At 63.4% G+C, this 11413-nt stretch carries 10 protein-coding genes and 1 pseudogene; 9 read left to right on the forward strand and 2 right to left on the reverse strand.

Annotated features, from left to right (window positions below; genetic code table 11):
* From ABXS05_RS15395 to ABXS05_RS15435, 9 genes are all read left to right on the forward strand, one after another.
* Positions 1-846 (forward strand): ABC transporter permease, encoded by an 846-nt coding sequence (locus ABXS05_RS15395; protein ID WP_367624513.1) that lies wholly within the window; start codon positions 1-3, stop codon positions 844-846.
* The gene (locus tag ABXS05_RS15400; protein ID WP_437178670.1) at positions 843-1586 is read left to right on the forward strand and encodes an SDR family NAD(P)-dependent oxidoreductase; all 744 of its coding nucleotides are present in this window, start codon (positions 843-845) and stop codon (positions 1584-1586) included. Before ABXS05_RS15395 ends, ABXS05_RS15400 begins: the two co-directional genes overlap by 4 nt.
* A 25-nt stretch (positions 1587-1611) precedes the next feature.
* Positions 1612-2373, forward strand: a complete 762-nt coding sequence (locus ABXS05_RS15405) for an SDR family NAD(P)-dependent oxidoreductase (RefSeq protein ID WP_367624514.1) — start codon at positions 1612-1614, stop codon at positions 2371-2373.
* A 36-nt stretch (positions 2374-2409) separates the two neighbouring features.
* Complete coding sequence (locus ABXS05_RS15410) at positions 2410-3645, forward strand: ABC transporter substrate-binding protein (protein ID WP_367624515.1); 1236 nt, start codon at positions 2410-2412, stop codon at positions 3643-3645.
* A gap of 67 nt (positions 3646-3712) precedes the next feature.
* Positions 3713-4807, forward strand: coding sequence for an ABC transporter ATP-binding protein (locus ABXS05_RS15415; protein ID WP_367624516.1), 1095 nt, complete (start codon positions 3713-3715; stop codon positions 4805-4807).
* Between the two features lie 55 nt (positions 4808-4862).
* The gene (locus ABXS05_RS15420; RefSeq protein ID WP_311944303.1) at positions 4863-5744 is read left to right on the forward strand and encodes a polysaccharide deacetylase family protein; all 882 of its coding nucleotides are present in this window, start codon (positions 4863-4865) and stop codon (positions 5742-5744) included.
* Between the two features lie 77 nt (positions 5745-5821).
* Complete coding sequence (locus ABXS05_RS15425; RefSeq protein WP_367624517.1) at positions 5822-6154, forward strand: hypothetical protein; 333 nt, start codon at positions 5822-5824, stop codon at positions 6152-6154.
* Entirely contained in the window at positions 6144-7229 is a 1086-nt protein-coding gene (locus ABXS05_RS15430; RefSeq protein WP_367624518.1) for a CobW family GTP-binding protein, read from the forward strand. Before ABXS05_RS15425 ends, ABXS05_RS15430 begins: the two co-directional genes overlap by 11 nt.
* A 49-nt stretch (positions 7230-7278) precedes the next feature.
* The gene (locus tag ABXS05_RS15435) at positions 7279-8502 is read left to right on the forward strand and encodes an ABC transporter substrate-binding protein (protein ID WP_367624519.1); all 1224 of its coding nucleotides are present in this window, start codon (positions 7279-7281) and stop codon (positions 8500-8502) included.
* Between the two features lie 153 nt (positions 8503-8655).
* Here ABXS05_RS15435 and ABXS05_RS15440 read toward each other — a convergent pair whose 3' ends face one another.
* Together ABXS05_RS15440 and tig are read right to left on the reverse strand one after the other, a co-directional pair.
* A complete protein-coding gene (locus ABXS05_RS15440) occupies positions 8656-9183 on the reverse strand; it encodes a Ros/MucR family transcriptional regulator (protein ID WP_376717780.1) in 528 nt (175 codons plus the stop codon).
* A 483-nt stretch (positions 9184-9666) separates the two neighbouring features.
* Positions 9667-11397 (reverse strand): annotated as a pseudogene (gene tig, locus ABXS05_RS15445) (trigger factor); the annotation flags it as partial.
* Positions 11398-11413 lie beyond the last annotated feature (16 nt).

The following is an 11413-nucleotide window of genomic DNA, read 5'->3' on the forward strand; positions in this document are numbered from 1 at the left end:
ATGCAGGCACGCGGCGTCAAACCGGTCCTGGCCACCTATACGGCCCTGTTCCTCCTGTTCCTCTACGGCCCCTTCGTCGTGCTGGCGATCCTGTCCTTCCAGACCGGGCCGGAGGGCGGTCCGCAATTTCCGATCATCGAATGGTCGACCTACTGGTACCAGCACCTCTTCGGCCTGACGCCGCCCTCGCGCATCGCCCCACTGCCGATCGAGGAGAGCCTGGGACGTTCGATCGTCCTCGCCATCATGACGATGGTGGTCTCGACCGTCCTGGGCGTGACCTCCGCACAGGCCTTCCGCAAGAAGTTCCGGGGCTCGGGCATCGCCTTCTATCTGATCGTCCTCGGCATGATGGTGCCCGGCGTGCTGGTCGGCCTCGGCATGGCGCTGGTGGCCAATGTCCTCGGCGTCGACCGCCACTGGTGGGGCACGGCCTTCGTCCTCCACGTCGTCTACACCTATCCCTTCGCCTTCCTCGTCATGCTGGCGATCTTCAACCGCTTCGACCAGAGCGTCGAGGAGGCTTCCTGGTCGCTCGGCGTCTCGCCGATCCGCACCTTCCGGAAAGTGACGTTCCCGCTGATCTTCCCGGGTGTCCTGTCGGCGATGCTGTTCGCCTTCACCCTTTCCTATGACGAGTTCTCGCGCACGCTCTTCGCCTCGGGGCGCGACCTCACCCTGCCGCTGGCGATCTACGGCACGTTCTCGGTCGAGATCCATCCCAACGTCTTCGCCTTCGGCGTGCTCACCACCTTGTTTTCGTTCGCCCTGCTCGCCGTCTACGCGATCCTGATGGGGCTGTCGGTCCGTCGCGGCAGGCGCCTCGCCATCCAGGAGGAGGCATGATGCCCAGCCTGAAAACAGCCATCGTCACCGGAGCCGGCTCGGGCATCGGCAAAGCCATCGCCGAACGTCTCGCGGCCGACGGCTATGGCGTGCTCGTCAACGACCTCGCGCCGGAGCGGGCGCAGGCCATCGCCGATGCCATCCGGGCAGCGGGCGGCAAGGCGGTCGCCGCAGCCGGCGATGTCTCCAGCGAAGCGGACGTCGCGGCGATCGTCGCCGCGGCCAGGACGCAGCTCGGGCCGGTGGACCTGCTCGTCAACAATGCCGGCCATGTCCACCAATGCCTGTTCGAACATCTCGAACCCGGTGATTTCGACCGCATGTTCGCCGTGCATGTGCGCGGCACCTTCCTGATGATACGGGCCGTGCTGCCGGCAATGCTGGAGGCGGGGTCCGGCGTCATCGTCAATGTCGCATCCCAGCTCGGCCAGATCGGCGGGATCGAGCTCGCGCATTATTCAGGCGCCAAGGCTGCCGTGATCGGCATGACCAAATCGCTTGCCCGCGAGGTGTCGAGCCGCGGCGTGCGAGCGAATGCCGTCGCGCCGGGGCCGATCAACACGCCGCTGGTGAAGGCGCTTTCGGACGACTGGAAAGAGCGCAAGGCCGGGGAACTGCCGCTCGGCCGTTTCGGCGAGCCGGAAGAGGTGGCGGCGACCGTCGCCTTCCTCGCCTCCCCGGCCGCCAGCCTCTTCGTCGGCCAGACGCTTGGGCCCAATTCCGGCGACGTGATGTTGTGAACGAGCAGAGGGAGAAGACGGCATCATGACCAAGGCACGTATCGTCCTGATCACCGGCGGCGGCATCGGCATCGGCCGCGCCAGCGCCAAGGCCTTCGCCGCGCTCGGCGACCACGTCGTAGTCACGGACATCCTGGAAACGGAAGGCAAGGCCGTCGTCGACGAGATCAAGGCGGAGGGCGGCTCGGCCGAGTTCGCACCGCTCGACGTTCGCTCCACCGCCGATGCCGACGCGCTCGTCGCCGATATCGAGGCCCGCCATGGCGCCATCGATGTCATCGTCGCCAATGCCGGCATCGCCCACCGCGTGCCGCTCGCAAGGCTCGACGACGACAAGTGGGACCTCACCTTCGACATCGACCTCAAAGGCATCTTCCGCGTGGTGCGGGCCGCCTTGCCCGGCATGCGTACTCGCGGGTCCGGCGCCGTGGTCGCTCTCTCCTCGATCATGGGCGTGGCCTATGGCTGGGACGAGCATGTGCATTATTCCTCGGCCAAGGCTGGCGTCGTCGGCCTGGTGCGGGCTCTCGCCGTCGAGGTCGCCCGCGACGGTGTCCGGGTCAACGGCGTGGCGCCGGGCTACATCCGCACCGCCCAGCTTCTCTCCAAAGAGCATTCCCTTGGTCCCGAGGGTGCGGAGGCCGCCGGCGCCTTCATCCCCATGGGCCGCATCGGCGAACCCGAAGAGATCGCCGACGTGATCGTTTTCCTCGCCTCTTCCAGCGCCCGCTACCTCACGGGCCAGACGCTGGTGGTCGATGGCGGCCTGCTGGTGGGCCGCTACTGAAACAAAAGCAAATGAACCAGAACCGGAGAAGGAACGATGTCTGACCGAAGCGAGATGACGCGCCGCTCTATACTGAAGCGATCCGCGGGAATGATGGCCCTGGCACTGGGCGGCGGCACGCCGTTCCTCTCCTCCCGGGCGGCCTGGGCACAAGGGACCGGCCTGGCGAGCGAGAGCTTGCGCACGATCGGCCTGTCCGTCACGGTGCAGGAACGCATCCTGGCCGAATTCAAGGCCGCCTCCGGCGTCGGCACGACCTCGGGCACGGCCGCAACCTTTCCCGATGCCCAGACCAAGATCCTGTCGGGCTCGAAGGATTATGATTGCTGGGAGGTGATCGCCGAACGCCTGCCGTCGGTGGTGATGACCAACAATGTCGCGCCGATTGCAGCTTCGTCGCTGAAGAACTGGGCCAATATCCGCGATACCTTCACCAAGCCGAGCGACAAATGGGATCCCAAGGCCCAGATCACCGGCCAGATCTGGCAGGACGATGCCCACAGCCAGCTGTGGATGGTGCCGGCCGTCTATAATTACGACTCCATCGGCTACAATCCGGACGTCCTGTCGGATGAAGAGGCCAACACCTGGGTGGCCATCTTCGATCCCAAATGGAAGGGCAAGTCCGGCCTCAACACCGATCCGCTGATCGCCTTCGGACAGGCCGTGATGGCCATGAACTCGCTCGGCCTGTCGGCGGTCAAGAACCCCGGCAATCCCTCGGAAGCCGAGATCGACGAGGCTGCGAAATTCCTGGTTTCCAAAAAGAAGGAAGGCCAGTTCCGCGCGCTCTGGGGCGATTTCGGCGAGCTCGTCAATCTCCTCGCTTCCGGCGAAATGGTGGTGTGCGACGCCTGGCAGCCGGCCGTAATGGCGGTCAAGGCCCAGGGCAAGGCCTGCAGATATGCCCGCCCGAAGGAAGGCTACCGCGCCTGGGCGATCGGCCCCTCGCTCATCGCCGGCTCCGCCAACAAGGAAGCCGTGGCCGCCTACGCCGACTACTGGCTTTCGGGCAAGCCCGGCATCACCGTTTCGGAACAGGGCTATTACTCGCCGACGACCAACATCAAAAGCGAGATGGCACCGGAGAAATACGCCTTCTGGTACGAGGGCAAGCCCTGGGTCGGCGCTGCCGAGCGTGGCATCAAGGAAGGCGACCTGCGCGATGGCGGCAGCTTGGCGGAACGGGCCGCCAACGTCGCCTATTGGCACCAGTGGCCGGATGCCTACGACCATCTCATTCAGAAATGGGACGAGTTCCTGAACGCCTGATCACGATCCGGGCGAAAGGCACCGCTTTTCGCCCGTGTCCCTAGCCCCTACCGCGGAGTTTGACGCGATGGTCCATGATCTCGAACTCATCAAGGTCGGCAAGGTCTATGACAACGGCACACCTGCCGTTGCCGGTTTCGACCTCGCCGTGGCCAAGGGAGAATTCATCGCCTTCCTGGGGCCTTCCGGCTGCGGCAAGACGACGACCCTGCGCATGATCGCCGGCTTCGAATCCATCTCCTCCGGCGACATGCTGATCAAGGGAACGCGCATCAACGACGTGCCGCCCGAACGGCGCCCGACCTCGATGATCTTCCAGAACTATGCGCTCTTCCCCCATATGACCGTGCGTCGCAATGTCGGCTACGGCCTCGAGGTCAAGGGACTGGCGAAAGCCGAGCGCGACGCGAAGGTCGATCGCATCCTGGCCACGCTCGGCCTCGAGGATGTCGCCGACAAGCGCCCCGACAAGCTCTCCGGCGGCCAGCGCCAGCGTATCGCCTTGGCGCGCGGCCTCGTCGTCGAGCCTGACATCCTCCTGCTGGACGAACCGCTGGGGGCGCTCGACGCCAATCTGCGCAAGGCGATCCAGAACGAATTGAAGCTGCTGCAGAAAAGGCTCGGCGTTACCTTCGTGTTCGTGACGCACGCCCAGTCCGAGGCCCTCGCCCTGTCCGATCGTATCGTGGTGATGAACCAGGGGTGCGTCGAGCAGATCAGCCCGCCGCACCAGCTCTACACCCGGCCGAACACGCCTTTCGTGGCGCAGTTCATCGGCCGCAACACCATTCTCGACGGCGCCGTCGGCGGTGTCGAGGACGGGCGCGTGGTGGTCGATACCCCGCTCGGCATCCTGCGCGGCACGGCGAACGGCGCCCTGGCCAATGGCAGTGCTGCCAAGATCGTGGTCCCGGCCGAAGCCATCGAAGTCCGCTCGGCCTCGGACGGGCGCGGGACCGAGATGGGCAATGCCGTTGCGGCAACAGTCCGGCGCCTCGATGTCGTCGGGCATATCTCGCATCTGTCCGTCGAGCTTCCGGGAGGCCGGGCGGTCTCGCTGGAGGCACATGTCGAGAAATACCCGCCGGGCCTCTTCACCCCGGGGGGTGAGGTCGTGCTGGCCTGGAATGCCGCCGAGGCCACGGTCATTCCAGCCGCCTGACAGATCGTTCTTTCAAAAAGCATCGATTTCAACATGAAATGAGGAGACCTCACCCATGGCAAAGGAAATACTCTGCGGCTTCGGCGTCGACGTCGATGCGGTCGCCGGCTGGCTCGGTTCCTATGGCGGCGAGGATTCGCCGGACGACATCTCGCGCGGCCTGTTCGCCGGCGAGGTCGGTTCCCCCCGCCTGGTCAAGCTGTTCGAACGCTTCGGCATCAAGACGACCTGGTTCATCCCGGGCCATTCGATCGAAACCTTTCCCGAGCAGATGCAGGCCGTCGCCGACGCCGGCCACGAGATCGGCATCCACGGCTATACCCATGAAAACCCGATCGCGATGACGCGCGAGCAGGAGATCGAGATCCTCGACAAGTGCATCGATCTCGTCACCAAGCTCTCCGGCAAGCGCCCCACCGGCTATGTCGCGCCCTGGTGGGAATTCTCCAACGTCACCAATGAGCTGCTGCTCGAGCGCGGCATCAAATACGACCATTCGCTGATGCATAACGACTTCACGCCCTATTATGTGCGTGTCGGTGATTCCTGGACGAAGATCGACTATTCCGGCAAGCCGAAGGACTGGATGGTGCCGCTGAAGCGGGGGCATGAGACCGACCTCATCGAGATCCCCGCTTCCTGGTATCTCGACGACCTGCCGCCGATGATGTTCATCAAGAAGGCGCCCAACAGCCACGGCTTCGTCAATCCGCACGATATCGAGCAGCTCTGGCGCGACCAGTTCGACTGGGTCTATCGCGAGATGGATTATGCCGTCTTCCCAATCACCATCCATCCCGACGTGTCGGGCCGCCCGCAGGTCTTGATGATGCTGGAACGCCTCTATGCGCACATGGCCAAGCACCCCGGCGTGAAGTTCGTCACCATGAACGAAATGGCCGATGATTTCGCCAAGCGCTTTCCGCGCAAGAAGTGACGAAGGAGGCCGGGCCTCCTATCCTGGGCCCGGCCATCACCATTGCCGGACAAGGCGCCGCAACGAGGAAGATCTGCATGTGTTCGCTCTGCGGCATTCTGGGTGGCAATGAGCACTGGGCCGATGCGGTGGCCCGGCCGGGCGTCTTCACGCGCAATGGCGACAGGATCGATCGCCGCCGCGAGCGCGCGAACCGCGTGCGCATCGCCTGCCAGGTCCTGAAACCCTTCGGCATGACCCTCTCCGACTGGCAGGGCGCTTCCTTCCTCTTGTCGACCAAGACCGGCAAGACCGAGATCATCGACGATCTCGGCCATCTGTGGCCAGCGGCCGAAAGGCTGGCCCGGCGCGCCTGCGATCCGCTCTCCCTGCCGGTGATCGAGGCGATGGAGAAGCACCATGGCCGATGACACCCCGGCCTTCACCCCGGTCCACCTGCTCACCGGCTTCCTCGGTTCGGGCAAGACGACCTTGCTCCGGCGGCTGCTGTCGGACCCGGCCATGGCCCGCACGGCCGTGCTGATCAACGAATTCGGCGAGATCGGGCTCGACCACCATCTGCTCGAAGCCATCGACGAGACCATGGTGCTGCTGCCCTCGGGATGCCTGTGCTGCACGATCCGCGGCGAGTTGGCCCAGGCGATCCGCGACATCCATGCCAGGCGAGAGCGCGGCGACATTCCGCCCTTCGATCGGCTGGTGATCGAGAGCACCGGCCTGGCCGACCCTTTCCCGATCCTCTCGACCATCAAGGCCGACCCCGTTTTGCGGCATCATTTCCGGCCGGGCACGGTGATTGCGACGGTGGATGCGGTGAACGGCCGGTTCCAGCTCGAGAACCACGTCGAGTCGACGCGCCAGACCGCGATCGCCGATCGGCTCGTGCTGACCAAGACCGATATCGCCGACGAGGTGACGGTCGCCCGGCTCCTCGACCGGCTGGCGCGCTTCAATCCGGATGCACCGATCCTGCGAGCCGCCGATGGCGATTTCGATGCCGCCTCGCTCTTCGGCCAGGACGGTTCGGCTGCCGCCGGCCGGCCGGAGCGCTCGACCCGCGCCTGGTTCCGCCAGACCTTCCAAAGCGACGACCCCCTCGCCCCCCAGACGGCCGGCCAGCCCAGGCATGAGCACGGGCCGGGCGATCGCACGCGCCATGGCGAGCGCATCCACTCCTTCGTGGTCACGGTCGACGAACCGCTCGACTGGACGGCCTTCGGCATCTGGCTGACCATGCTGCTCAACCGGCATGGCGATCGCATCCTGCGGGTAAAGGGCATGCTCAACCTGGCTGGCGAGTGTGCCCCGGTAGCGTTCCACGGCGTGCAGCATCTGGTGCACACACCCGTACACATGCAGGCGTGGCCCGATGACGACCGGCGCTCGCGCATCGTTTTCATCGTGGATGACCTCGATTCCAGCTTGATCCGACGCTCCCTGGCAGCCTTCAACAGATTGGCGGCTCCCGTGTCGCAGCAATCATGATCAAGCGATTTCGAATGTCATTGCCTCCACCCCGCCGTTCGAGCTCTCCATGACCGGAGACGCGTTGGAAGTACGCCCCTCGACCCCCGCCTTGCACCTTGCGGAGCGACCGACCCTGCGCGTGCTGGGAACCGAGATTTCGCATCTGGAGGGACTGCGCCTCAGGGCCGAAGCGGATCTGGGCATCAATGTCGTCTTCGATACCCAGGACTTCATCACCGCCCAGCACAAGGCGGCGGCGGAACCCGGCAGCTATGACGTCTACGACCAGTGTTTCCACAACCTCGACATCGTCTGGTACTGGCGCGCCATCCAGCCCATCGATCTCACGCGCATCCGGCTCTGGAACGAAATCACCGACCTGACCAAGACGGGGCGACTCGATCCGGGCGCTCGCATCGGCTTCGGCGATGCGCCCGTGACCAAGCTCTTCGTCCAGCCCAACCGCGCCTTGGGCCCGACGCCCTCGCGCTGGCTCTCGATGCTGCCGACCACGCATAATTTCGATTCCTTCGCTTTCCGGCCGGATCTCGCCAATGGCGATGCCGAGCAGATCGTCTCCTGGGGCGCCCTGCTCGACGAGCATTGGCATGGCAAGGCGGCCCTGGTCGACGAACCGGCGATCGGGGTGTTCGACGCGGCTCTCGCCGCCCAGTCGCTGGGATTGATGAGCTTCGAGGACATCGGCAACATGTCGACCGAGGAGATCGACACCCTGCTGGGCATCCTGATCGAACGGCGCCGAAGCGGATTTTTCGCCGGCTTCTGGAAGACCGCGGCGGAGGCGGCCAGCCTGATGCGCAATGGCGGCGTCGTCATCCAGAGCATGTGGTCGCCCGGCATCACCGCCCTGCGCCATTGCAACGTACCCGTGATGGAGGCCGTGCCCCGCGAAGGCTATCGAGCCTGGCATGGCGGCCTGTGCCTTTCGAGCAACCTGTCGGGACGCATGCTCGACATCGCCTATGACTATCTGAACTGGTGGCTGTCGGGCTGGCCGGGCGCAATGATGGCCCGCCAGGGCTATTACATGTCGATCCCCGCCCGGGTTCGGGACCATTTGACGCCGGACGAATGGTCCTATTGGTATGAAGGCCTGCCGACGCAGGCCGACCTGCCCGGCCCGGACGGCACCATCACGATCCAGGCCGGATCCGTGCGCGATGGCGGATCCTACCGGCAGCGCGCCAACTCGATCGCCGTCTGGAACACCACGATGGACGAGCACAATTACCTGGTGCGGCGGTGGTCGCGACTGGTGGCGACCACCTGAAGCGTTTGCGATTCGATATCATCGGGAATTGCAAAGACGCATCGAAGCAAAAATTTGGAGTAAAGGTGCGGTTTGGGGCAATCACCCTTTTCTCCAGCTGTTTGATTATGGATCTCGATGGGCATTATTTTACCCAATGCGAGCGATACTCGCCTACGACACCTTTGTCCTTTTGCCCTTGCTCGGAGCGCGAGGGGTTACTGATATGACCTCTGCCTCCTGGCGCCGTTGGCCGAGACCAAACTCCCTGGCCAGGCGAGAGCGTTGGGCCGAATAGTTCGGCGCAACCATCGGGTAATCTGCCGACAGCCCCCACTTCTCGCGATATTGGTCCGGCGTCATATCATACGCCGTTCGCAAATGCCGGGTGAGCGACTTGAATTTGAGGCCATCTTCCAGGCAGATCACGTAATCGGGCGTGACGGATCTCCGGATCGGAACCGCCGGCGTTGGTGGTTTATCCGCCTCAACCGGCTTGGGATCGTTCAAGCCGGTAAGGCTTCCATGCACCGAACTGATCAGATCTGCCAGGGAAGCGGTGGCGACCTGGTTATTGGCGACATAGGCTGAGACGATGTCGGCGGTCAGGTCGAGTAAACTCGTGTCATCCTCGAGCATGTTCAGTCTTTCTTTTTGTGTTGATGTCGAAATGATTGACGTTTTTCTTAATTTGCGCAGCATTGTGGACCCTATCGCCGCACCGTCTCAGATTTTCAGACAATTGCACGCTAGTGTAAAGCTCATATTCAAAGATAATAATGATTTTCGGCAACACTATTCAGAACCTTTTTGGATTTCTCCTCGATCGACCGCCTTCTCCGCATCATTCAGGATAACTATCGACGACCGAGAGGCCGTCGATTTACATCTTCCTGTTCCCGTCCATCGATAGCCCTAAGGCAGGACAAGCTGCGGCCTTCCCCAGCCAGAGTTCGTATTCGGTAACGGTCCGGCCACGCCGCGAATTCCAGAATGAAGATCTCACCCAGGAGCGCGGCGCCACGCCATTGACCACGATGGACGCTGGCGTCGATGCCGACACGCAAACAACGGGGCCTTTCGACGTTCGAATTCGACGCCCGACCGGCACACTCTTGCAGACAAGGAAGGCCGCCGGGGGGCGGCCTTCGCAACAGTCGCATAGCCGCATTACCTGGCCTTCGTTTTCACGGTCGCCTTTGTGGCTGGCTTCGGCGCAACGTTGGCGTTGGCCGTCGCATCGATTGCCATCAGCTCTTTCTTGCTCACTTTCTTCTCGGTGAGAGAAACCTGGCCGAGCAGATAGTCTACGACTTTGTCCTCGAACATTTGCGCACGCAATGCATTCAACACCTGTGGCTTGGAGCGATAGAGAGCCAGCAGATGCTGTTGCTGATTGGCCGGGTACCGGCCGATCTGCAGGAGCAGTCCGCGCTGCAGTTCCTCGTTCGAAACGGAGATGTTCGCCTTCCTTCCGATCTCGACGAGGATCAGGCCGAGGCGCGTGCGCCGCTCTGCCAGTTGCATATATTCGGCACGCGCTTTGTCCTCCGTTAGGCCGAAATCGGCGAAGGTGCGGCCCGAGGCCTGGAGATTACGGTTGACCTGTGCCCAGTTGTTGTTGAACTCGGCCTCCACCAACTTCGAGGGCACCTGGAATTGATAGGAAGCCTCGAGTTGCTCAACCAGTTGCCGCTTCTCCTTCTGTCGCGTCAGCGAGCCGAACTGGTTCTCGATCTGGCCACGTACGACAGTCCGCAGGCGCGCCAGTGAATCCACCCCGAAGCGCTTCGCAGTCTCGTCATTGAGCAGCGCCTCGCCGGGTCTGGCCACTTCCTTGACCGTGACGTTGAAGGTCGCTTGCTTGCCTGCCAGATACGGGACCTGGTAGTTCTTCGGGAACGTCACATTGACCTGCTTCTCATCCCCTGCCTTCGTACCAATCAACTGGTCGTCGAAGCCCGGGATGGAATTCTTGGCGCCGAGCACCAGTAGACGGTTGGTGCCGGTGTCGTTGGGAATGACCTCGCTGACATTGCCAGCGTAATCAATGGTGATGCGATCGCCCTCGGCGGCCTTGCCGTTCTTCGGCTTGTAGGAGCGCGCCGCTTCGGCGACCCGCTTGAGCCGTTCATCAACATCGGACTCCGAGACATCATAGACCGGCCGTATTACCTTGATACTGGCGAGGTCCTTGATTTCGATTGCGGGCACCGCCTCGGCGTTCGGTCCGCGAACATTGGCGCCATTGGTGCCGGCACTGCGGTTCGTGGCACCGCCCGTCGCGGTATTGGCTGTGGAAGCGAACATGCCAGTGACATCCTTGTTGTTGGTGTTAGCAACATTGCAGACCAGGCCTGCAACCACACCGTTCGATCCGGTGCTATCGCCGCTCGCCGCCTGGCCAGCAGCAACGCCGACCGAACTGCCGGTCAGATAGGCAAGCCTGCCGGTTGAACCGGCGTTACCGTCGGTCCCGTTGAAGGCACGGCCGATTGCATTGCCCACCGTGTTGGAGGACAGGCCGTTCAAGCCGGTTCCGGTGCCGCCGGCGACTCCGCTGAGAGCGCCGCCGGCCGGATTGTCGGCGATACCAACGCGCTGGCTGCCAAGCTCGGCGCCATTGCTGGCGCCAGTTGCGTTGAGGCCATAGTTGGCAGGATCGCCGACCCCATTGGCAGGCGCGCCAGTCATTCCGGCATTGCCGCGACCGTCGATGCCGTTGAAAGCATCGCCGACCGGATTGCCGGCCATGATGGTGGCCTGGCTGTTCGAACCGGTACCGTTGTCAGCGGTTACGCCGGAAGGTGCCTTGCGGCCTGGATTGCCGATCGCGTTGGCAGGCGCACCAGCCTTTCCGGCATTGCCGCGACCGTCGATGCCGTTGAAAGCATCGCCGACCGGATTGCCGGCCATGATGGTGGCCTGGCTG

The sequence above is a fragment of the Labrys neptuniae genome, assembly GCF_040797145.1.
Taxonomy (GTDB): domain Bacteria; phylum Pseudomonadota; class Alphaproteobacteria; order Rhizobiales; family Labraceae; genus Labrys; species Labrys neptuniae.

Coding starts and splice junctions, on each gene's coding strand:
- ABXS05_RS15440 (WP_376717780.1), bottom strand. CDS start 9,183: ATGCTGCGCAAATTAAGAAAAACGTCAATCATTTCGACATCAACACAA.
- ABXS05_RS15415 (WP_367624516.1), top strand. CDS start 3,713: ATGGTCCATGATCTCGAACTCATCAAGGTCGGCAAGGTCTATGACAAC.
- ABXS05_RS15425 (WP_367624517.1), top strand. CDS start 5,822: ATGTGTTCGCTCTGCGGCATTCTGGGTGGCAATGAGCACTGGGCCGAT.
- ABXS05_RS15410 (WP_367624515.1), top strand. CDS start 2,410: ATGTCTGACCGAAGCGAGATGACGCGCCGCTCTATACTGAAGCGATCC.
- ABXS05_RS15405 (WP_367624514.1), top strand. CDS start 1,612: ATGACCAAGGCACGTATCGTCCTGATCACCGGCGGCGGCATCGGCATC.
- ABXS05_RS15435 (WP_367624519.1), top strand. CDS start 7,279: ATGACCGGAGACGCGTTGGAAGTACGCCCCTCGACCCCCGCCTTGCAC.
- ABXS05_RS15420 (WP_311944303.1), top strand. CDS start 4,863: ATGGCAAAGGAAATACTCTGCGGCTTCGGCGTCGACGTCGATGCGGTC.
- ABXS05_RS15400 (WP_437178670.1), top strand. CDS start 843: ATGATGCCCAGCCTGAAAACAGCCATCGTCACCGGAGCCGGCTCGGGC.
- ABXS05_RS15430 (WP_367624518.1), top strand. CDS start 6,144: ATGGCCGATGACACCCCGGCCTTCACCCCGGTCCACCTGCTCACCGGC.
- ABXS05_RS15395 (WP_367624513.1), top strand. CDS start 1: ATGCAGGCACGCGGCGTCAAACCGGTCCTGGCCACCTATACGGCCCTG.